This window comes from Sutterella sp. KLE1602 (assembly GCF_001578585.1).
GTDB classification, from domain to species: Bacteria; Pseudomonadota; Gammaproteobacteria; order Burkholderiales; family Burkholderiaceae_F; genus Sutterella; species Sutterella wadsworthensis_A.
In genome coordinates, this window is the sequence record NZ_KQ968570.1 from 102,696 (window position 1) to 126,710 (window position 24,015).

Consider the following 24,015-nt stretch of genomic DNA (forward strand, 5'->3'; position numbering starts at 1 on the left):
GGTCAGGCCTCCCTGATGACGCCCGCGTCGAGCCTGAGGATGCGGTCGCAGCGGGCCGCAAGTCCTTCGTCGTGCGTGACGATCACGATGGCCGTGCCCTCGTCGCGCGCGAGCTTGAGGAAGATGTCGAAGACGCCCTGGGCGGTCGCCTTGTCGAGGTTGCCCGTCGGCTCGTCGGCGAGAATGCAGACGGGCTTCGTGACGATGGCGCGTGCAATGGCGACGCGCTGGCGCTCGCCGCCCGAGAGCTGCGAGGGCAGGTGCTGCAGGCGGTGGCCGAGACCCACGGCCTCGAGCATCCTGCGGGCCTCCTCTCTCGAGGCCTCCTGATCCTCCCTGCGGATCCAGAGCGGCATCGCGACGTTGTCGAGCGCCGTGAACTCGGGCAGGAGGTGGTGAAACTGGTAGACGAAGCCGAGCGAGCGGTTGCGAAGCTCGCCGAGCGCCTTCTGGGAAAGCCCCGAGAGGCTCGTGCCCGCCACGCGAACCTCTCCCGAATCGATCGTGTCGAGCCCGCCCACGGCGTGCAGCAGGGTCGACTTGCCCGAGCCCGACGAGCCGAGGATCGCGACGGTCTCCCCGCGGGCCACGCTGAAGGTGACGTCGGAGAGGACGGGGACGGGATGGTCGCCGTCGTGATAGACCTTGACGAGGCCCGAGACCTCGACGGCAAGTTCCTTATTCATAGCGAAGTGCCTCCGCAGGCTGGGTGCGGGCCGCGCGCCAGCTCGGATAGAGCGTGGCCGCGAGGCTCAGCAGGAAGGAGAAGAGCGCGATCGGAATGATGTCGGACATCCTCGGATCGGACGGCATGTCGGAGATGAAGTAGATCGACTTCGGGAGGAACTCGACATTGAAGATCCCCTCGATCGTGCTCACGATCGCGCCGACGTTCTCGGCGACGAGCAGGCCCGATGCGACGCCGAAGGCCACGCCGACGATGCCGACGATCGTGCCCTGGATGACGAAGATGCGCATGATCGCGCCCTCGCTCGCACCGAGCGTCCTGAGGATGGCGATGTCGGCCTGCTTCTCCTTGACGGTCATCACGAGCGAGGAGACGAGCCCGAAGGCGCCCACGAGGACGATCAGGAAGAGAATGATGCCCATCATGCGCTTCTCGACCTGAACGGCCGCGAACCAGGTGCGGTTCTGCCTCGACCAGTCGGAGGCGTAGGCGCCGGGCGGCAGCGTCCTGGCGAGCGAGCGGGCGACGGAGGGCGCAAGATCCATGTCGGTGACGCGCACGCGAAGGCCCTGGGGACCGCCCGTGCGGAAGAGCGCGGCGGCGTCCTGCATGTTGACGAGCGCCATCGTGCTGTCATATTCATAGTGGCCAGAAGACAGGTAGCCGAGCACCGTGAACTGCTTCATGCGGGGCACGAGGCCCGCGGGCGTGACGCTGCCCTGCGGCACCATCATCGAGACGCGGTCGCCGGGACGCACGCGCAGCGCATGGGCGAGGTCGCGTCCGAGCAGGATGCCGAAGCTGCCGGGCTTGAGGACGTCGAGCGATTCGACGCGCTCAAGGTGCTGCGAGATGTCGCTCACGCCGGGTTCCGTCTCGGGATCGATGCCCTTGACCATCGCGCCGCGAACGACGCTGCCCGAGTTGAGCAGGCCCTGTCCCTGCACGTAGGGCGCGGCCGCAACCACCTCGGGATTCTTCATGACGTCGGCAGCGACGCTCCTCCAGTCGGTCATGGGACCCATGCCGTTTGTGATCTCGATGTGCGGGATGACGCCGAGCATGCGGTCGCGGACCTCCTTCTGGAAGCCGTTCATGACGGAGAGCACGATGATGAGCGCAGCCACGCCGAGCGCGATCGATGCGACGGACATGCCGGAGATGAACGAAAGGAAGCGGTCCTTGCGGCGTCCCCTGCGTCCTGCTCGCGTGTAGGTGAGGCCGATGGTCAGTTCAAACGGAATTTTCACGGGCTGACAAGGTGAGGAGTTGGGAAGGTTTCCATTCTAGCCTGTCCTCCTCCCGTTACAATGCTCAAACTATGTCGAAAGCTTTCATTCTCATTCCCGGCGCCCGCCTGCCAGAAGGCGAGGCGCAGCGCATCCTGTCCTCGCTCCCCGAGGCGTCCGCACGTGCGCTCTCGAGCCTCGGCGAAGGCGCGGGACAGGTCGTCGCACAGGTGCTCGACGCAGGCTGCTACCGCCGCGCCCCGCACCTTTCCTGGCTCTGGCGCGTGATCACGCGCCGCAATTCCACGCCCCATGAGGCGCCCTGGCGCTGGCTCTCCCTCGGAGGCCGCGAGCAGGCGCCCGAACTCTGGTGCCTCACGCCGCTCTCGCTCGAAAACGGCCACGTTCTCGCCGAACGCCCCGAACTCGAGGAGCGCGAATTCATGGAGCTCACGTTCGCCATCGAGCCCGTCTTCCTGAAGGCGGGCCTTCGCGTTCAAATCTGGGACACGAGCTGGTTCCTGACGCGTCGCGAGGACTGGGCCGTCACCACGGCGCCCGCCATGGCGCTCCCGGGCCTCATGCTGGACGAGGCGCCCGTCGAGGGCGAAGCCGCCGAAGAGGTGAAGGGGCTCCTCAGGGAGGTCCGCGCCATTCTCGCCGACCATCCCGTCAACGCCGCCCGCCGCGCCGCAGGCAGGCACGCCGTCGACGCCCTCTGGATTTCGGGCGGCGGACACGAGGAGCTCTTCTTCCCGCCCACGCTCATCCGCAGCGTCGCCTCCGACGACGCCGCCGTCCGCGGCTGGGCCAATGCCGCAGGCATCCTCATCGAACGCATCGGCAGGGACACGGGCCGCTGGCCCGAGGCGCCCCACGGCGACGTCGTCGCCGTGATCGAGGACCTCTACCCCGCCTGGCTCGCACGCGACTGGGAGGCCTGGGCCCGCGCGTTGCCCGAGGTCGCCCGCAAGGCCGCCTCCTACAGGGAGGACGCAAAGAGATTCGAAGCCGACGACGTCCTCGTCGTCGCCTTCGGCGAGACGGGCGCCGCCACGCTCGCCCCCGCCGAAGCCGGCCTCATGGAGAGGCTCTTCCGCAGGAAGTCCTCCGTCGAACCCGCCGCCTGGTGCCCCGACCGCTATGAAGGAGCCGTGCAATGACCCGCATCCTCAACCGTGAATTCGATCTTGAGGCCGCGCGACGCCTCCATGAAGAGGGCTACCTGCCGCCCGTCGCACGTGCGCTTTCCGCACGCGGCATCAGGGACGCCTCCGAGCTCGCCCAGGACTGGAAGTCGATGCTGCCGCCCGCCATGCTCGAGGGCACCCGCGAGGCCGCCGAACGCCTTGCGCTCGCGCGTGAGCGCGGAGAACGCGTGACCGTCGTCGCCGACTACGACTGCGACGGCGCCACCGCCTGCGCCGTGGCGATCCGAGGACTCGGCATGATGGGCGTGAAGGCCGACTACTTCGTGCCGCACCGCGTCCATCACGGCTACGGCCTCTCCTGCGCCGTGGTCGACCTGCTCGCCGCACGCACGCCGCGCCCCGACGTGCTCCTCACCGTCGACAACGGTGTCTCCTCCGCCGAAGCCGTGCGCCATGCCGCGGAGCTCGGCATCGACGTCATCGTCACCGACCACCATCTGCCCGGCGCCGAGCTTCCGCCCGCCGTCTGCATCGTAAATCCGAACCTCGCGGACTCGGCCTTCCCCTCGAAGGCCCTTGCGGGCGTGGGCGTCATGTACTACGTGCTCCTCGCCCTCAGGGCGCTGCTTCGCGAGCGAGGCGTCTACACGCAGCAGACCCAGCCCAGGCTCGACGCCCTCGTCGACCTCGTCGCACTCGGCACCGTCGCCGACGTCGTGAAGCTCGACAAGAACAACCGCATCCTCGTCGCCCAGGGCCTCAACCGCATCAGGCTCGGCCGCACGCACGCAGGCATCAGCGCGCTCTTCGCCGTCGCGGGCAAGAAGCCCGAGGCCGCGGGCGTGCGCGACTTCGGCTTTGCGCTCGGGCCCCGCATCAACGCGGCGGGTCGTCTCGACACGATGGAAAACGGCATCGAGTGCCTCCTTGCCGATGATCCCGTCGTCGCGCTCGACTATGCACGCAGCCTCAACGACTTCAACGCCGCCCGTCAGGAGCTCGAGACGGAGATGCAGCAGGCGGCCGAGACCGCGCTCTCGTGCTGCAACGTCGACAGCCTTGCGACGCTCACGCTCTACGACGGCCGCTTCAACGAGGGCGTCGTGGGCCTCGTCGCCTCCCGCCTCAAGGAAAAGGTCAACCGTCCGACGATCGTCTTCGCGCCCACGGACGACGGCGCGCTGAAGGGTTCGGGCCGCTCGATCGCGGGCGTACACCTGCGCGACGCGCTCGACCTCGTCTCGAAGGCCCTGCCCGGCGCCGTCCTCCGCTTCGGCGGCCACGCCATGGCCGCAGGCCTCACGCTCAGGAGCGAGGACGACCTGCCCGCCTTCCGCGACGCCTTCGAGAAGGCCGTCAGAAGCATGGTCGACGCCTCCGTCTTCGAGCGCGTGATCTACACGGACGGCGGCCTCGCCCCCGACGAGATCACCGAGCGCCTCGTGCAGGCGATCGACAGCCAGATCTGGGGCCAGGGCTTCGACGCGCCCGTCTTTGCGAACGAGTTCCGCGTCGTGCGCCAGAGCCTCGTGAAGGACGCCCACACCAAGCTCATCCTCGAGCTCGGCGGCCAGCGCTTCGACGCGATCTTCTTCCGCCACACGGAGACGCTCCCCGGCATGGTGCGCCTCGCCTATCGCCCGAACATCAACGAGTTCATGGGCAGAAGGAGCGTGCAGCTCGTCATCGAGGCCGCAGAGCTTTGATTTTCCAAGGCTTTCGTGCACTTTTGAGGGCGCCTGCGGCAAAAACCGCAGGCGCTTTCGCCTTATAATTGATTGATTTTTCAGCCGCACTCCGCGCTTCGCCTCCAGCGAACGCCCTGATCGGGTGCGGCCATTCCTTTTCCACCCCTACAAAAAGCAGAGTTACATGATGGAAGTCGAACGCATCAACCAGATCCAGAACCTTACGGACGACCTTACGCGCCGTCTGACCGAACTTCGGGGGTATCTTTGACGTCGATCGCAAAGCGCGCCGTCTCGAAGAAGTCAACCGCGAGGTTGAGAACCCGGATCTCTGGAACGATCCCAAACATGCTCAGGAAGTGAGCAAGGAAAAGAAGCTCCTCGACGACATCGTCGGCAGCTTCAACAAGCTCACCTCGGGCATCAACGATGCTGCCGAGCTTTTCGAACTCTCGATGGCCGAAGAAGACTGGGACACGGTTGAAGCCGTGGGCCAGGACGTCGAGGAAATCGAGAAGGAGGTTGCTCAGCTCGAATTCAAGCGCATGTTCAACCAGCCGATGGACTCGGCCAACTGCTACCTGGAAATCCAGGCAGGCGCAGGCGGCACCGAGGCCCAGGACTGGGCGAGCATGCTCGAACGCATGTACATGCGCTACGCCGAACGCAAGGGCTTCAAGGTCACCCTTGAAGAAGAAAGCCCGGGCGAAGTCGCCGGCATCAAGTCCTGCACGCTCTACATCGAGGGCGAATGGGCCTACGGCACGCTTCGCACCGAAACCGGCATCCACCGCCTTGTGCGCAAGAGCCCGTTCGACTCGAACGCCCGCCGCCACACGTCCTTCACGTCCGTGTACGTCTACCCTGAAGTCGACGACTCGATCGAAATCGAGATCAACCCCGCCGACCTCTCCGTGGACGTCTTCCGTGCATCGGGCGCCGGCGGTCAGCACATTCAGAAGACGGAGTCCGCCGTCCGAATCCACCATATTCCGACGGGCATCATCACGATCTGTCAGGACGACCGCTCCCAGCACCGCAACCGCGAGAAGGCCATGCAGCAGCTCAAGGCCAAGCTCTACGAGCTTGAGATGCGCAAGCGCATGGAAGAGCAGACGAAGCTCGAGGAGAGCAAGTCCGACATCGGCTGGGGTCACCAGATCCGCAGCTACGTGCTCGACCAGTCCCGCGTGAAGGACCTCCGCACGAACGTCGAAACCGGCAACACGGGCGCCGTGCTTGACGGCGATCTCGACCAGTTCATCGAAGCGTCTCTGAAGAACGGCGTCGCCGCCGCCTGAGACACGATCCGCTTCTAGGAAGGCCGCGACGGCACGTCCGCCGCGGCCTCACCACAGGAACACAAAATGTCCGAACAGACTCAGAACCAGGAAACCGCCCAGCAGTTGGCGGAAGAAGAAAACCACATCATCGCCGAGCGCCGCGCCAAACTCGCCGCCCTGCGCGAAGCCGGCGTCGCCTATCCGAACGACTTCGTTCGCACGGACCTCTTCGGCGACATCCGCGCCAAGTACCAGGACGCCACCGCCGAAGAGCTCGAGGAGCTCAAGCCCGAAGTGGCCTGCTCCGGCCGCATGATGCTCAAGCGCATCATGGGCAAGGCGAGCTTCGCGACCGTCCGCGACTTCACGGGCGACATGCAGTACTTCATCACGAAGGGCGACATCGGCGAAGAAGCCTATGCCGCCTGGAAGACGTTCGACCTCGGCGACATCGTCGCCGTCAAGGGCACGCTCTTCCGCACGAAGACCGGCGAACTCTCCATCCGTGCCCATGAGCTTCGCCTCATGACGAAGAACATCCGTCCGCTGCCCGACAAGCACAAGGGTCTCGTCGACACCGAAATGTGCTACCGCCAGCGCTACGTCGACCTCATCATGAACGAGGACTCCCGCAACCGCTTCCTCGTCCGCTCCAAGGCCATCGCCGCGATCCGCAGCTTCATGCTCGCGCACCGCTTCCTCGAGGTCGAGACGCCGATGCTCCACCCGATTCCGGGCGGCGCCAACGCCAAGCCGTTCATCACGCACCACAATGCGCTCGACATGGACATGTACCTGCGCATCGCGCCGGAACTCTATCTGAAGCGCCTCGTCGTGGGCGGCTTCGAGCGCGTCTTCGAAATCAACCGCAACTTCCGCAACGAAGGCGTCTCCGTCCGTCACAACCCCGAGTTCACGATGATGGAGTTCTACTGCACGTACTGGACGTACCGCGACCAGATGCAGTTCACGGAAGACCTTCTCCGCACGGCCGCCCGCGAAGCCACCGGCTCCGCCATCCTGCCCTACCAGGGGCATGAGATCGACCTCGAGAAGCCCTTCGACCGCCTCACCCCGGTTGAAGCCATCCTCAAGTACTCGCCCGACTACACGGCCGAACAGCTCGCCGACGAAGCCTTCCTGCGCGCCGAACTCGTCCGTCTCGGCGAGCCGCAGCCCGACTACGTCGGCCTCGGCGCCCTGCAGATGGCCCTCTTCGAGGAGACGACCGAAGCCAAGCTCATCCAGCCGACCTTCATCATCGACTATCCGACGGAGATCTCCCCGCTCGCCCGCGCCTCCGACGCCAACCACGACGTGACGGAACGCTTCGAGCTCTTCATCGCCGGCCGAGAACTCGGCAACGGCTTCTCCGAGCTCAACGACCCGGACGATCAGGCCGCCCGCTTCAAGGCCCAAGCCGATGCGAAGAGCCACGGTGACGACGAAGCCATGTACTACGACGCCGACTACATCCGCGCCCTCGAGTACGGCCTGCCCCCGACCGCCGGCTGCGGCGTCGGCATCGACCGCTTCATCATGCTCCTCACCGACGCCCCGACGATCCGCGACGTGCTGCTCTTCCCGCACATGCGTCCGGAATCGGGCAACTAAGAAGCCCATGGATCGACTCGACTCGATCCGACGCAGCCGGGCTGCGGAACTCCTCGCGGAGCTTCGCACCCGGATGCAGACCGAAAGCCCCGAGTCCCTCGGGGCTTTCGTCGCTCGAGGACTCGAGCTCGGAAGCCTGCGCGAAGACGTCATGCACGCCCTGCGCACGGATCCCGAACTTCGGGCCCTCGCACCCGAGGTGCGCCCGCGCGTCTTCGAGCTTTTCGCGCCCGAAGGCCTCGAGCCCGCGTTTGCGGCCCTGACGGCCGGACTTGCACACCACGGCCTCACCCAGAAGCGCCCCTTCGAGCTCCTCGACGTGAGAGATGCCCGCGGCCGCATCGTCGCCCGCGCCGAACGCTCGGTCTTCCGCGCACTCGGCCTCGCCACCGTCGTCGTGAGGCTTCTCGCCCTCGCACCCGACGGCCGCCTGCTCCTTCAGCAGAGAAGCCTCTCCAAGTCGATCGGTCCCGGCCTCTGGGACAATCTCGCCGCAGGCCTCGTCTCCTCGGGCGAAACGCCCGCCGAAGCCATGCTGCGCGAACTCCATGAGGAGGCGGGGCTCGACCCCGAATTCTCCCGCCTTCACTCCCCCGCACACCTCTCCTGGCAGGTCCTTCACGACGTTCCCGAAGGCCGCATGCAGGAGAGCACCGCAGGCTTCATCCTCAGGCTCTCCCCCTGCGACGCCCCCGTCAACCTCGACGGCGAGGCCGCGGGCTTCGCCGCCTTCAACACCGAAGAAGTCCTCTCCATGATCGAGGAAGGACGCATCATGCCCGAGGCCGCCCGACTCATCCTCGAGCACCTCCTTCACGCCGACTGACTTTCACGTCCTCCGCCGACGTTTCCGAACGCCGCCTTTCGCGCCCGAATTGAATATGTCGACTTATAAAGTCAAGATTGCAGTCGTCTTTGCTTGACATCAACCCCTTTGGGAGTTATGCTCATTTGAGCATTAACTAGCGAGACCTGAACATGAGCCGTCCTCCGCGCAGCCGCATCGTCGACATGCCGATGCGCACCGTCTACTTCAAGCCCTCAGGGAAGCTTCCCGCCTCAGCCGAGCGCGTCAGCCTCAAGTTCGAGGAGCTTGAGGCGCTGCGTCTGGCCGACCTTGAAGGGCTCTCCCAATCCGAGGCAAGCTCGGGCATGGGCGTCTCGCGCCACACTTTCGGCCGCGTCCTCGCCTCTGCGAGGAAGAAGGTGGCCCTGAGTCTCGTCAACAACATTCCGCTCGTCGTCACGGGCGGCACGAACTCGTGTCGTCGCGAATCCGGCGAGCTGCTCAAGGAGCATCCCGCCATGAAGATCGCCATTTCCGCCGAAGGCCCCACGCTTGAGGACGACGTCGACCCTCGCTTCGGCCGCGCCGCCGGCTTCATCATCTACGACACGGAGACGAAGGCCGTCGAATACATCGAAAATGGTGCGGGCCAGACCGCCGCACAGGGCGCGGGCCTCATCGCCGTCGAGACCGTCTCGAACGCAGGCGCCACGGTCGCGCTGAGCGGCTACATCGGTCCCAAGGCCTTCGATGCGCTGCAGGCGATCGGCATCGGCACCGTCCAGGACGTCGACAACCGCACGGTGGGCGAAGTCGTCCGCGCCTTCGAGGCGGGCGAGCTCACCGTCATTCTTCCCTCGAACAAGGAAGCCTGATGCGAATTCTCTTTGCCAGCGGCAAGGGCGGTGCGGGCAAGACCACCGTCACTGCGGGCATCGCCGCCTTCTGGCCGAATCCCGCCGTCCTCGCCGACGCCGACGTCGAGGCGCCCGACCTCGGGCTCTACCTCCCGCACGCGTTCGCCGAGGAAACGCCCGTGGGGCTCGAGGTACCCGTGCGTGTTACGGACGCCTGCGACCTCTGCGGCGAATGCACGTCGATCTGCCAGTTCAATGCCATCAAGAAGCTCGGCGGCCGCATCATGCCGTTCTCCGATATGTGCCACGGCTGCGGCGGCTGCACGGCCGTCTGCGCCCCGCACGCCATCGTGACGGGCGAACGCGAGCTCGGCCGCATCGGTTTCGGCGCGCTTGAGGACGGACGCATCTTCCTCGAGGGCCGCTCGCGCGTGGGCGAGGCGATGACGCCTCCCCTCATCAGGGCACTTCTGAGCAAGGCCTCGGCCTGCGCCGCGCGTGAGAAGGCCGACCTCCTCATCGACGCCCCGCCCGGCGTCTCCTGTCCCGTCATGACGGCGGCGGCCTCCGCGGACGCCGTCGTGCTCGTCATCGATCCGACGCCTTTCGGCGTACACGACTTCAAGCTCGCGCTGCGCGCCTTCGAAAGTCTGGGCAAGCCCATGGCCGCTGTCATCAACCGAAGCGGCCAGCCTTCCGCCGCCGCTTGTGAAGCGGAGCTCATCGCCTTCTGCGGGGAAAAAGGCCTGCCCGTCGCGGCCCGCCTGCCCTTTGATCGCGAGGCCGCCGCACGCGCTGCCGCAGGACGCCATCCGATGCTCGACTCCGAGGATTGGCGCGAGTGCCTGTCCGAAGCCGCTCGCACCCTCAGCACCCTTTTCGAGGGAGGCCGTCATGCATGAGATCGTCGTACTGAGCGGCAAGGGCGGCGCAGGCAAGACCAGCGTCACCGCAGCGCTTGCGCGCGCCATGAGCGCCCGCGAGAAGATCGTCGTCTGCGACTATGACGTCGACGCCCCCGACCTTCACATTCTTCTCAAGCCCGAGACCGAGATGCGCGCCGACTTCGTGAGCGGGCATCTCGCCGTCTTCAACTCCGACAACTGCATCGACTGCGCCCAGTGCCTTGCCTTCTGCAGGTTCGACGCGATCAAGCAGGCGGCTCCTTGCGAATACCCTGTCATCGAGCAGCTCTGCGAAGGCTGCGCCGTCTGCGTGAAGCTCTGCCCCGAGCTGGCCTTCGACTTCGTGCCCAGACACTGCGGCGAGTACTACCGCAGCCGCACGCGCTTCGGCACGATGATCCACGCCGAACTGACGCCCGGGGCCGAAAACTCCGGCCGCCTCATCCTGCTCCTCAAGCAGGAGGCAGCCAAGGCGGCCCAGGCGGACGGCGCCGAAATCATCCTCTCGGACGGCACGCCCGGCATCGGCTGCCCCGTCATCAGCTCGCTCTCGGGCGCAGGCCTCGTCTGCGCGGTCATCGAGGCGGGCGCCTCGGGCATCGCCGACTTCAAGCGACTTGCCGAACTTGCACGCCGCTTCAGGCTGCCGATAGCCGTCATCGTCAACAAGGCCGACCTCAGCGCCGAAGCGACGGAGGCCGCCATGCAGGCCGCCCGCGACGCAGGCGCCGAAGTCCTCGGCACCCTTCCGTTCACGCCCGTCTTCACCGAGGCCATGAGCCGCGGCGAAGCCGTCGGCGAGACGCCGTCGGAGCTCGACGACCACTTCCAAAACTTTGCCGACCGCCTGCTCGCGCTCGTGCGCGGAGGCCGCCGAAGCAGAATCATTCCCATCAAGGAGAAAACATCATGAAAATCGCCATTCCGTCCGTTCTTCCCGGCGGCCTCGAAGCCCAGGTCGGCGCCCATTTCGGCCACTGCGACTGCTACACGCTCGTCGACGTTGAGGACGGTGCCGTCGTGAAGTCCGAAGTCATCCCGTCCTGCGCCCACGAGCACGGCGGCTGCCTCGCCCCCGTGAATTACCTCGCCGACCGCGGTGTCACCGTCCTGCTTGCTGGCGGCATGGGCATGCGCCCGCTCATGGGCTTCCTGCAGGAAGGCGTCGACGTCTACTACGCCGCCGGCATCGAAACGGTTGAAAAGGCCGTGGCCGCCCACATCGCGGGCGAACTGCCGCGCTTCTCGCCGAACCACTCCTGCGGCGGCGGTCATCACTGAAAGAGGCCTCCTCATGCAGATTCTCATCGTCACGCCCGAGGCCGCCCGCTGGACGGCCTTCGGCGAAGGCCTCAGGGCCGCAGGCCTCTCCTGTAGCTTCGCAGGCGCCCCTGACGACCTGAAGGCCGAGTCGCTCAAGGCCGACCGCCCCCTGCTCGTCCTCTGGGACGAGCCTTACACGGGCGATGCCCTTCGCGCCGCAGGCATCGGCGTCATCATGGCCGATGCGCGCATCAACCAGTCCGCCTGCACGGACGAGGGGCACGAAACCTTCCACAAGAAGGTTGAAGGACTCGGATTCCTTCCCAACGTTCCGCTCACCCGCACGGCCGAAGACGCCCGCGCGCTTGCGGACTCGCTCGTCAAGGTCAGCGCCCTCTGAGACGGACGCCGCGCCTGCCGCACGGACAAAAACGGCGGTCCTCCCATCGGGAGACCGCCGTTTTGCTTTGCCAGAACACCGCCTGCGCTCAATCGCGCTCGTCGAGCCACTTCATGAGGATCCCCTCGAGGATCTTTTCATTGGAGGCTTCGGGATCGTCGTCGAAGTCAGGCAGCGCGCAGATCATGTCGTGGAGCTTCACAAAGGAGAGCGTGAGCGGATCAAGATCGGGATCCGCGTCATAGAGTTCCTCGGCAATCGCCTGGGCGTCCGTCCACTTGAGAGACATGGCTTACTCCTCGCGTGCGTGGTTGCGGCTGTACTTCGGGATTTCGACCGTGATGTCGCCCTCGCCAACCTTCGTCTGGCAGGAGAGACGGGAGAGCACGCTGGCGCCCCAAGCGGTGTCGAGATGATCAAGCTCGTTGTCGTCGGGCTCCTCGAGGGAGTCGAAGCCTTCGCGGATGATCACGTGGCAGGTGGCGCAAGCGCACGAGAATTCGCACGCATGCTCGATCTTGACGCCGTGCGCAAGGAGCGCGCGGGCCAGGTTCTCACCCGTAGCAGCCTCAAAGACGAGGCCTTCCGGGCAAAGCGTTTCGTGGGGGAGCACTGTCACTTTCGGCATTTCATCACCCTTTCCAGTGAATGTTCTAGTGAATCGTCAATGGTTCTTGGATTCGTCTTCGGGCTTCTCGTCGAACATCTCGTCGTCGACACTCATACCCGAGAGGGCTTCGCGGATCGAACGGTCCATGCGGCGCTCGGCCAGAGTCTCGGTGCCCTTCGTAAGGGCCTCGATGCCCGCCTTGACCGCCTCGACGTCGTCGGAGATGACGAGCGCGGTGAGGCGTTCGACAAGCGCGTCGACCTCGGCGCGCTCGGCATCGTCAAGCAGGTCGCCGTCGGAGGCGAGTGCGGAATGCGTGGACTCGAGAAGCCGGCGGGCCTCGACCTGCTGCTCGCGAAGCTCGCGGGCGCGCATGTCCTCTTCGGCGCTGCCGTTGCCGTCCTGCAGCATGCGGACGATGTCGTCGTCGGAAAGACCGTAGCTCGGCTTGACCTGGATCGAAGCCTCGACGCCCGTCGTCATTTCGCGTGCGGAGACGGAGAGAAGGCCGTCGGCGTCGACCTGGAAGGTCACGCGGATGCGGGCGGCGCCCGCAGCCATCGGCGGAATGCCGCGAAGCTCGAAGCGGGCGAGCGAACGGCAGGCGTCGACGAGCTCGCGCTCGCCCTGAACGACGTGGATCGCCATGGCCGTCTGGCCGTCGCGGAAGGTCGTGAAGTCCTGGGCAAGCGCCACGGGAATCGCACTGTTGCGCGGAATGACCTTTTCAACAAGGCCGCCCATGGTCTCGAGACCGAGCGAAAGCGGCGTGACGTCGAGCAGCAGCCAGTCGTCGCCCGAGGTGTTGCCTGCAAGCTTGTTGGCTTGCATCGCGGCGCCGATCGCCACGACCTTGTCAGGATCGATGTCGTCGAGCGGGGCGAAGCCGAAGAACTTCTCGACGGCCGTGCGGACGCAGGGCATGCGCGTCGCGCCACCGACGAGCACCACGCCGCGGACGTCGGAAACGCCGGCGGAAGCGTCGCGCAGAACGGCCTCGACCGTGTCGATCGTCTTCCTGACGAGGTGGCAGGTCATTGCGTCGAATTCCTCGCGCGTGAGATCAAGCTCGACCTCGTCGCCGTTGTCGAACGCAAAGCGGATGCAGGTCGACTCGTCCTTCGTGAGGGCCTCCTTCGCGGCGCGCGAGAGCGCCATCAGACGGCGCTTTTCGGCGGCGGAGAGGATGTGGCCGGGAAGCGTGTCGGCAGGCTTGCCGTCAACCGTGAAGCGGGCCTTGGGATTGCCGCCGCGGAAGCTCTCCGTGACGTGACAGAGGACGCGGTGGTCGAAGTCGTCGCCGCCCAGCGCCGAATTGCCGCCCGTGGCGAGAACTTCGAAGACTCCGCGCGTGAGCTTGAGAAGCGAGACGTCGAACGTGCCGCCGCCGAGATCGTAGACCATGTAGGTACCCTCGGCACCATTGTCGAGGCCGTAGGCGAGCGCAGCCGCCGTCGGCTCGTTGAGAAGGCGCAGAACCGTGAGGTTCGCAAGACGGGCGGCGTCCTTCGTCGCCTGGCGCTGCGCATCGTCGAAGTAGGCGGGGACCGTGATCACGGCGCCCGTCAAATCGCCGCCAAGACGGTCCTCGGCGCGCTTTGCAAGAGAGCGGAGGATTTCGGCACTCACCTCGACGGGAGACTTGACGCCTGCGGACGTGGCGATGCGGACCATCGACGGATCGTCGACGAGGTCGTACGGCAGATTGTGGACGTCGGCCAGATCCTTCATCGTGCGGCCGATGAGGCGCTTGGCGGAGGAAATGGTGTTCTTGGGATCGCGGCTGGCGTCGCGCAGTGCGACCGCGCCGACCGTCACTGTGCCGTCGGCGGCGTAGTGAACGACGGAGGGCAGGATGGCAGCGCCCCCTTCATCGAGGATCACCTCCGTGGAGCCGCTGATGACGCTTGCCACCAAGGAGTTCGTGGTGCCCAGGTCGATGCCGACCGCAAGGCGGTGTTCGTGCGGGGCGGCGGAAAGGCCGGGTTCTGCAATCTGAAATAAAGCCATGAGGGGACCTTCTCTTTTTATTTGGAGTCGCGCGCCGCTTCCTCAAGGAAGCGGTCGATGAACATCAGGCGGCGCGTGAGATCAACGGCGGCGGCCCAGTCGGCCTTTTCGTCAATGGCTTCGGCAAGCCCGCGAACGACGTCCGCACGCACCCCGCCTGCCTCGGCGCGGACGGCGTCCGCCGCGCCTGCGTCGCCCGACTCGAGGGCTTCGCGCCACATGATCTGCGTCATGAGGAAGTCGGCGGGCATGCGGGTGTTGGTTTCAGCCTCGATCGGACGGCCTGCGTTCTCGCAGAGCCAGGCCGCGCGCTTCACGGGGCTCTTGAGGAGCTTGAACGCTTCGTTGATGCGGGTGCTCCACTGCTCGGCCACGCGCCTTTCGGCGGCGGGCCTGTCCGCAAAGCGGTCGGGATGCACCTTCATCATGGCGGCCTGATAGGCCGCCTCAAGCTTAGCTTCGTCGATCATGAAGGCGGGCTTCATGCCGAACAGCTGGAATGGACTCATCTGCGCCATCGTCGGTTCTTCCTGTCCTTTTCTTGCTTTTCCTGCCCAAAAGGGGACCCGCCTTTCGTGCGGATCCCCGATGATCCATCAAACGTGGAAGGACTCGCCGCAGCCGCAGCGGCTCTTTTCATTCGGGTTGTGGAACTTGAAACCCTCCTGGAGTCCTTCGCGGGTGTAGTCAAGCTCGGTGCCGTCAAGGTACGGAAGGCTCTTCTCGTCGACGATCACCTTGACGCCGAAGCTTTCCCAGACCTGGTCGTCGGAGTTGACCTCATCGGCGAACTCGAGCTTGTAGGCCATGCCCGAGCAGCCCGAGGTCTTGACGCCGAGGCGCAGGCCGACGCCCTTTCCGCGCCGGGTGAGGAACTTCTGGACGTGCTTCGCGGCGGCTTCAGTCAGCGTAACTGCCATGATTCATCACTCCTTGGACTGCTTGTTGCGGTAGTCGTTGATGGCCGCCTTGATTGCGTCCTCGGCGAGGATCGAGCAGTGGATCTTCACGGGCGGAAGCGCGAGTTCTTCGGCGATGGCGGCGTTGGTGAGCTGGCCGGCCTCGTCGAGCGTCTTGCCCTTGACCCACTCTGTCACGAGAGAGGAGGAGGCGATGGCGGAGCCGCAGCCGTAGGTCTTGAACTTGGCGTCCTCAATCACGCCCTCGTCGTTCACCTTGATCTGAAGGCGCATCACGTCGCCGCAGGCGGGGGCGCCGACCATGCCGGTGCCGACATTGTCATCCTTGACGTCGAGCGTGCCGACGTTGCGCGGATGCTCGTAGTGGTCCATGAGTTTTTCGCTGTATGCCATGTCTTGTATCTCCGTCGGAGGGCGCTCGCGCGCCTCTCCGGTCAGTGTTGTGTTCTGTGCGGGTTCCGTGGGATCAGTGTTCGGACCACTGAACCTGATTGAGGTCGACGCCCTGCTGGTGCATTTCCCAGAGCGGGCTCATCTCGCGCAGGCGGGTGACGCCTTCGACGAGGGTTTTGATCACGTAGTCGATCTCCTCCTCGGTCGTGAAGCGGCCGAGCGTGAAGCGGATCGAGCTGTGGGCGAGCTCATCGTCGCGGCCGAGCGCTCGGAGCACGTAGGAGGGCTCGAGCGAGGCGGACGTGCAGGCGGAGCCGGACGAGACGGCGATGTCCTTCATGGCCATCATCAGGCTTTCGCCTTCAATGAACGCGAAGCTCACGTTGAGGTTGTGCGGGGAGCGGTGCTCCATGCTGCCGTTGAGGTAGACCTCGGGAATGTTGTTGCGGATGCCGTCCCAGAGGCGGTCGCGAAGGCGCGCAAGACGCGGCATCTCCGTCTCCATCTCCTCCTTGGCAAGACGATAGGCCTCGCCCATGCCGACGATCTGGTGGGTGGCAAGAGTGCCCGAGCGCATGCCGCGCTCATGGCCGCCGCCGTGAATCTGGCATTCGATGCGCACCCGGGGCTTGCGGCGCACGTAGAGGGCGCCGATGCCCTTCGGGCCGTAGACCTTGTGGCCGGAGAGGCTCATCAGGTCGACCTTGAGGCGGTCGACGTTGAGGTCCATCTTGCCGGCGGCCTGCGTGGCGTCGCAGTGGAAGATGATGCCGTGCTCGTGGCAGATCGCGCTGATCGTCTCGAGGTCCTGAATGACGCCGATCTCGTTGTTGATCGCCATCACGGAGACGAGGATCGTGTCGGGACGGATGGCCGCACGGAAGGCGTCCATGTCGATGAGGCCGTCCTCCTTGACGTCGAGGTAGGTCACCTCGTAGCCCTCGCCCTCAAGATGGCGCATAGAGTCGAGCACGGCCTTGTGCTCGGTCTTCACCGTGATGAGGTGACGGCCCTTGTCCTTGTAGAAGTGCGCGGCACCCTTGATGGCGAGATTGTCGCTCTCCGTTGCGCCGGACGTCCAGACGATCTCGCGGGGATCGGCGCCAATGAGGGCAGCAACGTGACCGCGGGCCTCTTCAACGGCCTTCTCGGCCTCCCAGCCGTAGCTGTGGCTGTGGCTGGCGGGATTGCCGAACTTCTCGTAGAGATACGGAACCATCTTGTCGACCACGCGGGGGTCGCAGGGCGTCGTCGCGGAGTAGTCAAGGTAAACGGGCAGCTTCATCATGAATCCTTTTTGGGAACGGATCGTCGGTGCCGGCGATGCTTGTAGGTTTAGAGGGGGCTCTTTTGTGCTTCGGCTGAAAGGCGGCGCCTCAGGCGTGCTTTCGCACCGGAATGACGGCGGACACGACCTGCTTGCCGTGGCGGGCTGCGTGAGCCTCGACCATGCCGGCGAGCGTCACGCCCTCCAGAAACTTTCTCGTGGTCCGGTTGAGGTCCTCCCACAGATGGTGCGTGAGGCAGGCGGCGCCGCCAAGGCAGCTGCCGTCGCCGCGGCACTGCGTGGCGTCGATGTCCTCGTCCATCGCCTCGATGATCGCGGCGGCGGTAATGTCGCCCGCCGGAGCGCCGAGACGGTACCCGCCGCCCGGACCGCGAACGCTCGCAACGAGCCCTGCACGGCGGAGCTTGCAGAAGATCTGCTCGAGATAGGCCACGGAGATCTGCTGGCGTTCGGAAATCTGCGTGAGGGAGATGGGGGCCTCCTCTTCATGCAGGGCCAGGTCCACCATGGCCGTGACGGCAAATCGTCCTTTGGTCGTCAGCTTCAAGATGCAGCTCCAATTTGACGGGGGTTGAATGACGGGAAATCACGGGGGAGTGACCGAATCCCGACCAAGTTGGTCGGATATTAGCGAAGAATACCCGACTAATCAAGTCAATTATTGAGTCTACGCAAAAAGGAGGACAAAACTTACACGCCAGAAAGCCCCCCATCAACGCGAAAAGCCCGCGGGAGCGGGCTTTTCAATGCACGGGCCGTCCTGAGGATCAGCCGGCGGCCTTCGTGGCCTGAAGGCTCTTCTGCATCATGCGGGCCTTGCGCTCGAGCGTCTCGAGCAGGCCGCCGCAGGCGTCGGTGCAGTAGTCGAGCACCTGATTGAAGCCCTCGTTGAGGCCGTAGTACGGATCCGGCACGACGGCGGCGTCATAGTCGTTGGCGTAGCGCATCAGCAGATGGATCTTGTGCTTGAACTGCGGAGGAGAGCGGTGCTGCAGATCGGTGAGATTCTCCCAGTCCATCACGAGGATGAGGTCGAACTTCGCGAAATCCTCGGGCGCAATCTCACGCGCACGGTGCTCCTTGATGTCGAGACCGCGCTTGCGGCAGGCAAGCTGAGCCCTCACGTCGGGCGTTTCGCCGACATGATGTCCGCTCGTGGCCGCGCTGTCCGAAAAAATCACGTCATCAAGCTTGGCCTCCGCGACCTTCTTGCGGAAGATCGCCTCGGCGGTCGGACTGCGGCAGATGTTGCCCGTGCACACAAAAAGAACCTTAATCACTTTCTAGTTTTCCGAAATTCTGCAGTGCCCCGTCCTCGGGAGGGGGCAGGTTTTCCAAACCAACGTGCATATGCTACTGCAGAAGGCGTGTTCTGCCTAGTCTCAATTTCACCCGTCATCCCGCCTTCATTGCCGCAGAGGCATATGCAACCTGAACAAATTTTGCGGGGAAAGCCGCTAAGGCCTCTTCCCGAGCCGTTCGCTCAGGCTTCAGCGGATGCTCCGAACGCCTGCTCCCTCAGGTGCTTGATCTCCTCGCGCACCTGAGCGGCCTTCTCGAAGTCGAGGTTTCGCGCGAAGTCCATCATGCGGGCTTCGAGCTCCTTGAGCCTTGCGCTGAGGCTCTTCTCGTCGAGCGCTCCGAAGTCGGTCTCCTCGACGCGCCTCGAGGCGGGCTTCGCGACGTCGGGGCCCCTGTAGACGCCGTCGATGATGTCGCGGATCTCCTTCTTGACGCCGCGCGGCACGATGCCGTGCTCGGCGTTGTAGGCGAGCTGTTTCTCGCGGCGGCGGCCCGTCTCGGCAAGCGCGCGCTCCATCGAGTCGGTCATGCGGTCGGCATAGAGGATCGCCCTGCCGTTGAGGTTTCGAGCGGCTCGGCCGATCGTCTGGATGAGCGAGCGCTCGCTGCGCAGGAAGCCCTCCTTGTCCGCGTCGAGAATGGCGACGAGCGAGACCTCGGGAATGTCGAGGCCCTCACGAAGCAGGTTGATGCCCACGAGCACGTCGAACCTGCCCGCGCGCAGGTCGCGGATGATCTCGACGCGCTCGACGGTATCGATGTCAGAGTGGAGGTACCTCACGCGCACGCCGTGCTCGGAAAGGAAGTCCGTGAGGTCCTCGGCCATGCGCTTTGTGAGCGTCGTCACGAGCACGCGCTCCTCCTTCTTCACAGTGAGCGTGATCTCGGAGAGCAGGTCATCGACCTGGGTGACGGCGGGACGCACCTCGACCCTGGGGTCGACGAGGCCCGTCGGACGCACGACCTGCTCAACCACCTCGCCCGAACTCTTCTCGAGCTCGTAGGCTGCGGGCGTCGCCGAGACGAAGACGCTGCGGCGCATCTTGCGCTCGAACTCGTCGAAGCGGAGCGGGCGGTTGTCGAGCGCGGACGGAAGACGGAAGCCGTAGTTGACGAGCGTCTCCTTGCGCGCGCGGTCGCCGCGGTACATGCCGCCGAGCTGTCCCATCATCACGTGGCTCTCGTCGAAGAACATGATGCTGTCGGACGGGAGGTAGTCGATGAGACAGGGCGGCGCCTCGCCGGGCGCAAGGCCCGTGAGGTGGCGGGAGTAGTTTTCAATGCCCTTGCAGAAGCCCACCTGATCGAGCATCTCCAGATCGAACATCGTGCGCTGCTGCAGGCGTTGCGCCTCTACGATGCGCCCGTCGGCATAGAGCTCGGCGAGACGCTCCTTGAGCTCGGCCTTGATGCCCGTCATGGCACGTATGACCTCCTCGCGGGGCGTGACGTAGTGGCTTGCGGGGTACACGACGAAGCGGGGCACCTTCTGCTCGATGCGGCCGGTGAGCGGATCGAAGAGATGCACGGCCTCGACTTCGTCGTCGAAGAGCTCGATGCGTACGGCGCTCTCGGCATGTTCTGCGGGGAAGACGTCGATCGTGTCGCCGCGAACGCGGAATGTGCCGCGCACGAAGTCCGTGTCGGTGCGGCGGTACTGCATCTTGACGAGCTGCGTGATGAGCCGGCGCTGGTCCTTCCTGTCGCCCTCGCGAAGGATGAGCCTCATCTCGGTGTAGCTCTCGGGCTTGCCGATGCCGTAGATCGCCGAGACGGTGGCGACGATGATCGTGTCGCGGCGCTCGAGAATGGACTTGGTGGCGGCAAGACGCATCTGCTCGATGTGCTCGTTGACGGCCGCGTCCTTCTCGATGAAGAGGTCGCGTGCGGGGACGTAGGCCTCGGGCTGGTAGAAGTCGTAGTAGGAGACGAAGTACTCCACGGCGTTCTCAGGGAAGAAGTCGCGCATTTCAGCGTAGGTCTGCGCGGCGAGCGTCTTGTTGGGCGCCATGATGAGGGCGGGGACGCCGAGCCTCGCGATGACGTTCGCCATCGTGTAGGTCTTGCCCGAACCCGTCACGCCGAGCAGCGTCTGGAACATGACGCCGTCCTCAAGCCCCTCGGAGAGCGCCTCGATGGCCGAGGGCTGATCGCCCGCCGGCGGAAAGGGCTGGTGAAGGATGAAGGGCGAGTCGGGATATCGGACGATCTGTGCCACTGGAAACCTCGGTCAGGGATCTGAGATGGTTAGACAGTCGATTGTATGCTGTTTTGAAGCGAACACGCAGTACCTCATAGTCCTTATGGCATCTGACCAATCTCGAAATACCCTCAGAGAGCCGCCCGCCGAGCCGACGGGCGGTCCCTCGGTTGGTTATAGTGAATGGAGCTTCTTTTTCAACACGGGCTCCACACAAAATGACTCGCGAATACTTTGCTTCCCTTGAACCCCGTCCTGACGATCCCATTCTCGGCCTCGTTGAACTCTACAAGAACGATCCCCGCGACACGAAGGTCAACCTCGGCGTCGGCATCTACCTCGACAACGAAGGCAGGCTTCCGCTCATGAAGGCCGTCGGCGCGGCCGAACAGCGCCTCGCCCAACGCGGCGCTCCGCACGGCTACATCCCGATGTCGGGCCTTCCCGCCTACTGCGCCGCCATCCAGAAGCTCGTCTTCGGCGCCACGAACGAAGCCGTCCTCTCGGGCCGCATCGCCACCATCCAGTCTCTCGGCGGCACGGGCGCGCTCCGTCTAGGCGCAGTGTTCGCGCACGAATACCTCGGCCTCACGAAGGCCGTCGTCTCCAACCCCACCTGGGGCAACCACATCACGCTTTTTGAGCACGCAGGCCTCAAGGTCGACCGCTACCCCTACCTCAACAAGGAGAAGAACGGCGTCGACTTCGAAGCCATGAAGGCCTGTCTCGAGGGCCTCGAGGCCGGCACGGTCGTGCTTCTGCACGCCTGCTGCCACAACCCGACCGGCTACGACCTCAACGCCGAGCAGTGGGCCGAGGTCACGAGGATCATTCAGGAACGCGACCTGCTTCCCTTCCTCGACATCGCCTATCAGGGCTTCGGCTCCGGCCTTGACGACGACGCAGCCGCCGTCCGCGCCCTGTGCGCCGCCGGCGTCTCCTTCATGGTCAGTTCCTCCTGCTCGAAGAACTTCGGCCTCTACGGCGAACGTGCGGGCGGTCTGCATGTCGTCACTCCCAACGCAGACGAAGCCGCAGTGGTCACCTCCATCATCAAGGCCATCGTCCGCGCCGAATACTCCAACCCTGCCACGCACGGCGCCGCTATCGTCAACGAAGTCCTCAACGACGAAGAGCTCTACGCCGTCTGGGAGGATGAGGTGACCGGCATGCGCACCCGCATCCGCTCCATGCGCGAGAGCCTGGTCGCCGCGGGCGAGGCCGTCGGCGCCGACCTCTCCTTCGCCGTCCGTCAGGCGGGCATGTTCTCGTTCACAGGCCTCAACGCCGAACAGATGCTCGCACTGCGTGAGAAGTACGGCGTCTACGGCGTGGCCAACGGCCGCATTTGCATCGCCGGCCTCAACACTGAAAATGTAACCTACGTCGCCAAAGCGATTGCAGGAGTAAGATAAGAAGAAAAAAATCGGCACGAGGCATACCGTGTTTATGGTATTTTCAAGAAATTCTCTTGCCAAAGACTCAAAGTCTCCGATATACTTCGTGTCCTTGATTCCCCGATAGCTCAGTCGGTAGAGCGACGGACTGTTAATCCGCAGGTCGCTGGTTCGAGCCCAGCTCGGGGAGCCAAGTCAGATTGGCCAATCCGACTTACCGGCCAATTCAAAGTACTCCCCGATAGCTCAGTCGGTAGAGCGACGGACTGTTAATCCGCAGGTCGCTGGTTCGAGCCCAGCTCGGGGAGCCACGAATTCGAAAAGCGGCGCTTTCGCAAGAAGGCGCCGCTTTTTTTCGTCCCTGCAATGCGCCGCACGCCTCCGCCTTCGGGCTTGGATTTCGCATTAGTCCGGAACCACTAGGCACTTTTCCCTGCCCACTTTGCCGCGCGTCACGATTCCCGCGTTTCCCCTTCTCGTCTAAGCACTTTACCCATTGAGGCACCGCCTTGTGGCATGTATCGTTGACTTCGGCGAATCGGATTGGGTTATCCGGATCGTCCCGGTGGAGAGAAACCTTTCTGTCTGTCTTCCCTCCCCGGTTTGGCTCTTCCGGTACAGGTGGACCGAAAGAGCCGGGTCTTGGGCCGCGTCGACGCTCGCATGCGTCCGCGGCCCCCTTTTTTGAACCCGCTTTCTTGCGAAGCGCCTCGAGGACTAGGTCATGAGCCTGATGTCCGCCACCCTCCCGTCGTCCTAGAATGTAGGAATCGGAATCCTGCGGATTTCGAACCGACTTTCATATAAAGGACAACAGCCATGCGCTACCCAGCAGCAAAACTTGAGAGCCTTGCCCGTGACTTCCTCGAGGCCACCGGCAGCAGCGAGGACGAAGCCCGCGTCGTCGCCGAACACATGATCGGCGCGAACCTTCGCGGCCACGACAGCCACGGCGTGGGCATGATCGCCATGTACGCCCAGTACCTCAACGAAGGCAAGCTCATTCCCAACGCCCCGCTCAACGTCATCAAGGACACGGGCCCCGTGCTCCAGCTCGACGGTTGCCGAGGCTACGGCCAGCGCATCGGCCGCGAGGCGACCGACATGGCCATCGAGCGCGCGAAGAAGCACGGCATCTGCATGTACACGATCGGTCGCAGCTGCCATCTCGGCCGCATCGGCACCTACGGCGAGCAGGCTGCCGCCGCAGGCATGGTCTCGATCCACTTCGTGAACGTCAACCACTTCTTTCCGCTCGTCGCGCCGTTCAACGGCTCCAAGGCCCGCTTCGGCACAAATCCCATGTGCGTGGCGATGCCCGGCACCGACGCGCACGGTCCGTTCATCCTGGACTTCGCCACGTCGATCGTGGCGATGGGCAAGACCCGCGTCGCCTATCTCGCCGGCAAGAAGTTCGACGAACCCGTGGTGCTCGACGTCGACGGTCATCCCACCAACGACCCCACACCGATGTGGCAGGAAGGCGAGAAGGGTGCCCTGATGGCGTTCGCCAAGCACAAGGGCTCGGGCCTCGCCATGGCCTGCGAGCTGCTTGCAGGCCTCCTCGCGCACGGCGAGACCATCCAGCCGGGCCACGAGCGCGACGGCAGCATCGTCAACAACATGACGGCCTTCATGATCGATCCGTCCGTGCTCGGCAACCTCGACTGGATGAAGGCCGAATTCGATGCGATGGTCGACTACGTCAAGAGCTCTCCGGCTCCCGACCCCGTCAACAACCCCGTGCTCACGCCGGGCGAACCCGAACGCCTCCGCATGGCCGACAGGCTTGCCAACGGCGTCGAGATCTCCGACGGCGAAATGGCGGCCATTCTGAACGTCTGCCAGGCCGCAGGCGTGCACCACCACTGGGAAGTCATCTGAGGCTCCCCAAGGGCCTCTGAAGGCGTCTGAGACACTTCCTGAGGTCCCGGCCCGCAGGCCCCGTCTGCGGGCCGTTGCGCATCCGCGGGGCCGAAATCCTTGAGGCGTTGAAAAACAAAAACCCCGGTCTCTTTCGAAACCGGGGT

24 protein-coding genes and 2 tRNA genes are annotated in these 24,015 nt (G+C 64.7%); 14 read left to right on the plus strand and 12 right to left on the minus strand.

All coding sequences use genetic code 11. The features are described from left to right. Positions 1 to 2: 2 nt before the first annotated feature. Positions 3 to 686 carry an ABC transporter ATP-binding protein gene (locus tag HMPREF3036_RS10240; protein WP_005433600.1) on the minus strand — a complete coding sequence of 228 codons (684 nt, stop codon included), beginning with the start codon at positions 684 to 686 and terminating at the stop codon, positions 3 to 5. Continuing rightward, entirely contained in the window at positions 679 to 1,938 is a 1,260-nt protein-coding gene (locus tag HMPREF3036_RS10245; RefSeq protein ID WP_062334191.1) for a lipoprotein-releasing ABC transporter permease subunit, read from the minus strand. The genes HMPREF3036_RS10240 and HMPREF3036_RS10245 overlap by 8 nt, the downstream gene beginning before the upstream one ends. Before the next feature lie 71 nt (positions 1,939 to 2,009). On the opposite strand from HMPREF3036_RS10245, the gene HMPREF3036_RS10250 reads away from it, so the two are divergent. The 10 genes from HMPREF3036_RS10250 (at position 2,010) to HMPREF3036_RS10295 (ending at position 11,865) form a co-directional block, all read left to right on the plus strand. Beyond that, a complete protein-coding gene (locus HMPREF3036_RS10250; protein ID WP_005433609.1) occupies positions 2,010 to 3,080 on the plus strand; it encodes a hypothetical protein in 1,071 nt (356 codons plus the stop codon). After that, the gene (gene recJ / locus HMPREF3036_RS10255) at positions 3,077 to 4,774 is read left to right on the plus strand and encodes a single-stranded-DNA-specific exonuclease RecJ (RefSeq protein ID WP_005433610.1); all 1,698 of its coding nucleotides are present in this window, start codon (positions 3,077 to 3,079) and stop codon (positions 4,772 to 4,774) included. Before HMPREF3036_RS10250 ends, recJ begins: the two co-directional genes overlap by 4 nt. 169 nt (positions 4,775 to 4,943) lie before the next feature. Further along, a protein-coding gene (prfB, locus tag HMPREF3036_RS10260) for a peptide chain release factor 2 (protein WP_156469817.1) occupies positions 4,944 to 6,057 on the plus strand; the annotation gives its coding sequence in 2 pieces (ribosomal slippage) (positions 4,944 to 5,024 and positions 5,026 to 6,057; 1,113 coding nt in all). A 66-nt stretch (positions 6,058 to 6,123) separates the two neighbouring features. Beyond that, positions 6,124 to 7,653: a lysine--tRNA ligase gene (lysS, locus tag HMPREF3036_RS10265; protein WP_062334193.1), complete on the plus strand. Its 1,530-nt coding sequence runs from the start codon at positions 6,124 to 6,126 to the stop codon at positions 7,651 to 7,653. A 7-nt stretch (positions 7,654 to 7,660) separates the two neighbouring features. Continuing rightward, on the plus strand, positions 7,661 to 8,479 hold the full coding sequence (locus HMPREF3036_RS10270) for an NUDIX domain-containing protein (protein ID WP_062334196.1): 819 nt from the start codon (positions 7,661 to 7,663) through the stop codon (positions 8,477 to 8,479). Between the two features lie 152 nt (positions 8,480 to 8,631). Continuing rightward, positions 8,632 to 9,315 carry a DUF134 domain-containing protein gene (locus HMPREF3036_RS11690; protein ID WP_005433614.1) on the plus strand — a complete coding sequence of 228 codons (684 nt, stop codon included), beginning with the start codon at positions 8,632 to 8,634 and terminating at the stop codon, positions 9,313 to 9,315. Further along, the gene (locus HMPREF3036_RS10280) at positions 9,315 to 10,199 is read left to right on the plus strand and encodes a nucleotide-binding protein (RefSeq protein WP_062334199.1); all 885 of its coding nucleotides are present in this window, start codon (positions 9,315 to 9,317) and stop codon (positions 10,197 to 10,199) included. Before HMPREF3036_RS11690 ends, HMPREF3036_RS10280 begins: the two co-directional genes overlap by 1 nt. Then, positions 10,192 to 11,115, plus strand: coding sequence for a nucleotide-binding protein (locus HMPREF3036_RS10285; RefSeq protein WP_062334201.1), 924 nt, complete (start codon positions 10,192 to 10,194; stop codon positions 11,113 to 11,115). Before HMPREF3036_RS10280 ends, HMPREF3036_RS10285 begins: the two co-directional genes overlap by 8 nt. Beyond that, positions 11,112 to 11,483 carry a NifB/NifX family molybdenum-iron cluster-binding protein gene (locus HMPREF3036_RS10290; protein ID WP_005433617.1) on the plus strand — a complete coding sequence of 124 codons (372 nt, stop codon included), beginning with the start codon at positions 11,112 to 11,114 and terminating at the stop codon, positions 11,481 to 11,483. The genes HMPREF3036_RS10285 and HMPREF3036_RS10290 overlap by 4 nt, the downstream gene beginning before the upstream one ends. A 13-nt stretch (positions 11,484 to 11,496) precedes the next feature. Further along, a complete protein-coding gene (locus HMPREF3036_RS10295) occupies positions 11,497 to 11,865 on the plus strand; it encodes a hypothetical protein (RefSeq protein ID WP_005433618.1) in 369 nt (122 codons plus the stop codon). Positions 11,866 to 11,953: 88 nt separating this feature from the next. Here HMPREF3036_RS10295 and iscX read toward each other — a convergent pair whose 3' ends face one another. The 10 genes from iscX to uvrB all read right to left on the minus strand — a co-directional run bounded on the left by iscX (position 11,954) and on the right by uvrB (position 20,606). Then, the gene (gene iscX / locus HMPREF3036_RS10300) at positions 11,954 to 12,154 is read right to left on the minus strand and encodes a Fe-S cluster assembly protein IscX (protein ID WP_005433619.1); all 201 of its coding nucleotides are present in this window, start codon (positions 12,152 to 12,154) and stop codon (positions 11,954 to 11,956) included. A gap of 3 nt (positions 12,155 to 12,157) precedes the next feature. Next, positions 12,158 to 12,493 (minus strand): ISC system 2Fe-2S type ferredoxin, encoded by a 336-nt coding sequence (gene fdx, locus HMPREF3036_RS10305; RefSeq protein WP_005433621.1) that lies wholly within the window; start codon positions 12,491 to 12,493, stop codon positions 12,158 to 12,160. A gap of 36 nt (positions 12,494 to 12,529) precedes the next feature. Next, positions 12,530 to 14,485 carry a Fe-S protein assembly chaperone HscA gene (hscA, locus tag HMPREF3036_RS10310; RefSeq protein WP_062334203.1) on the minus strand — a complete coding sequence of 652 codons (1,956 nt, stop codon included), beginning with the start codon at positions 14,483 to 14,485 and terminating at the stop codon, positions 12,530 to 12,532. 17 nt (positions 14,486 to 14,502) lie between these two features. Then, a complete protein-coding gene (gene hscB / locus HMPREF3036_RS10315) occupies positions 14,503 to 14,994 on the minus strand; it encodes a Fe-S protein assembly co-chaperone HscB (protein WP_369818389.1) in 492 nt (163 codons plus the stop codon). 87 nt (positions 14,995 to 15,081) lie between these two features. Beyond that, complete coding sequence (iscA, locus tag HMPREF3036_RS10320; RefSeq protein ID WP_005433635.1) at positions 15,082 to 15,405, minus strand: iron-sulfur cluster assembly protein IscA; 324 nt, start codon at positions 15,403 to 15,405, stop codon at positions 15,082 to 15,084. A 6-nt stretch (positions 15,406 to 15,411) separates the two neighbouring features. After that, a complete protein-coding gene (gene iscU / locus HMPREF3036_RS10325; RefSeq protein WP_005433643.1) occupies positions 15,412 to 15,798 on the minus strand; it encodes a Fe-S cluster assembly scaffold IscU in 387 nt (128 codons plus the stop codon). A gap of 73 nt (positions 15,799 to 15,871) precedes the next feature. Further along, on the minus strand, positions 15,872 to 17,083 hold the full coding sequence (locus tag HMPREF3036_RS10330; protein WP_062334207.1) for an IscS subfamily cysteine desulfurase: 1,212 nt from the start codon (positions 17,081 to 17,083) through the stop codon (positions 15,872 to 15,874). A 91-nt stretch (positions 17,084 to 17,174) separates the two neighbouring features. Continuing rightward, positions 17,175 to 17,633: an Rrf2 family transcriptional regulator gene (locus HMPREF3036_RS10335; protein WP_005433645.1), complete on the minus strand. Its 459-nt coding sequence runs from the start codon at positions 17,631 to 17,633 to the stop codon at positions 17,175 to 17,177. Between the two features lie 220 nt (positions 17,634 to 17,853). Next, complete coding sequence (locus HMPREF3036_RS10340) at positions 17,854 to 18,366, minus strand: low molecular weight protein-tyrosine-phosphatase (RefSeq protein WP_005433646.1); 513 nt, start codon at positions 18,364 to 18,366, stop codon at positions 17,854 to 17,856. Positions 18,367 to 18,569: 203 nt separating this feature from the next. Next, positions 18,570 to 20,606 carry an excinuclease ABC subunit UvrB gene (gene uvrB / locus HMPREF3036_RS10345; protein WP_005433647.1) on the minus strand — a complete coding sequence of 679 codons (2,037 nt, stop codon included), beginning with the start codon at positions 20,604 to 20,606 and terminating at the stop codon, positions 18,570 to 18,572. Positions 20,607 to 20,806: 200 nt separating this feature from the next. Between uvrB and HMPREF3036_RS10350 the strand changes: the two genes are divergently transcribed. The 4 genes from HMPREF3036_RS10350 to HMPREF3036_RS10365 all read left to right on the plus strand — a co-directional run bounded on the left by HMPREF3036_RS10350 (position 20,807) and on the right by HMPREF3036_RS10365 (position 23,869). After that, positions 20,807 to 22,003: an amino acid aminotransferase gene (locus HMPREF3036_RS10350; RefSeq protein WP_005433648.1), complete on the plus strand. Its 1,197-nt coding sequence runs from the start codon at positions 20,807 to 20,809 to the stop codon at positions 22,001 to 22,003. 99 nt (positions 22,004 to 22,102) lie between these two features. Next, positions 22,103 to 22,178, plus strand: a tRNA-Asn gene (locus tag HMPREF3036_RS10355). A gap of 42 nt (positions 22,179 to 22,220) precedes the next feature. Next, positions 22,221 to 22,296: transfer RNA gene (locus HMPREF3036_RS10360), tRNA-Asn, on the plus strand. Between the two features lie 508 nt (positions 22,297 to 22,804). Beyond that, on the plus strand, positions 22,805 to 23,869 hold the full coding sequence (locus HMPREF3036_RS10365) for a malate/lactate/ureidoglycolate dehydrogenase (RefSeq protein ID WP_062334210.1): 1,065 nt from the start codon (positions 22,805 to 22,807) through the stop codon (positions 23,867 to 23,869). Positions 23,870 to 24,015 lie beyond the last annotated feature (146 nt).

Bases quoted from the DNA above. Each gene is read 5' to 3' on its own strand.
- HMPREF3036_RS10240 (WP_005433600.1), bottom strand. From the start codon at position 686: ATGAATAAGGAACTTGCCGTCGAGGTCTCGGGCCTCGTCAAGGTCTAT.
- HMPREF3036_RS10250 (WP_005433609.1), top strand. From the start codon at position 2,010: ATGTCGAAAGCTTTCATTCTCATTCCCGGCGCCCGCCTGCCAGAAGGC.
- recJ (WP_005433610.1), top strand. From the start codon at position 3,077: ATGACCCGCATCCTCAACCGTGAATTCGATCTTGAGGCCGCGCGACGC.
- lysS (WP_062334193.1), top strand. From the start codon at position 6,124: ATGTCCGAACAGACTCAGAACCAGGAAACCGCCCAGCAGTTGGCGGAA.
- HMPREF3036_RS10270 (WP_062334196.1), top strand. From the start codon at position 7,661: ATGGATCGACTCGACTCGATCCGACGCAGCCGGGCTGCGGAACTCCTC.
- HMPREF3036_RS11690 (WP_005433614.1), top strand. From the start codon at position 8,632: ATGAGCCGTCCTCCGCGCAGCCGCATCGTCGACATGCCGATGCGCACC.
- HMPREF3036_RS10280 (WP_062334199.1), top strand. From the start codon at position 9,315: ATGCGAATTCTCTTTGCCAGCGGCAAGGGCGGTGCGGGCAAGACCACC.
- HMPREF3036_RS10285 (WP_062334201.1), top strand. From the start codon at position 10,192: ATGCATGAGATCGTCGTACTGAGCGGCAAGGGCGGCGCAGGCAAGACC.
- HMPREF3036_RS10290 (WP_005433617.1), top strand. From the start codon at position 11,112: ATGAAAATCGCCATTCCGTCCGTTCTTCCCGGCGGCCTCGAAGCCCAG.
- HMPREF3036_RS10295 (WP_005433618.1), top strand. From the start codon at position 11,497: ATGCAGATTCTCATCGTCACGCCCGAGGCCGCCCGCTGGACGGCCTTC.
- iscX (WP_005433619.1), bottom strand. From the start codon at position 12,154: ATGTCTCTCAAGTGGACGGACGCCCAGGCGATTGCCGAGGAACTCTAT.
- fdx (WP_005433621.1), bottom strand. From the start codon at position 12,493: ATGCCGAAAGTGACAGTGCTCCCCCACGAAACGCTTTGCCCGGAAGGC.
- hscA (WP_062334203.1), bottom strand. From the start codon at position 14,485: ATGGCTTTATTTCAGATTGCAGAACCCGGCCTTTCCGCCGCCCCGCAC.
- hscB (WP_369818389.1), bottom strand. From the start codon at position 14,994: ATGAGTCCATTCCAGCTGTTCGGCATGAAGCCCGCCTTCATGATCGAC.
- iscA (WP_005433635.1), bottom strand. From the start codon at position 15,405: ATGGCAGTTACGCTGACTGAAGCCGCCGCGAAGCACGTCCAGAAGTTC.
- iscU (WP_005433643.1), bottom strand. From the start codon at position 15,798: ATGGCATACAGCGAAAAACTCATGGACCACTACGAGCATCCGCGCAAC.
- HMPREF3036_RS10330 (WP_062334207.1), bottom strand. From the start codon at position 17,083: ATGAAGCTGCCCGTTTACCTTGACTACTCCGCGACGACGCCCTGCGAC.
- HMPREF3036_RS10350 (WP_005433648.1), top strand. From the start codon at position 20,807: ATGACTCGCGAATACTTTGCTTCCCTTGAACCCCGTCCTGACGATCCC.
- HMPREF3036_RS10365 (WP_062334210.1), top strand. From the start codon at position 22,805: ATGCGCTACCCAGCAGCAAAACTTGAGAGCCTTGCCCGTGACTTCCTC.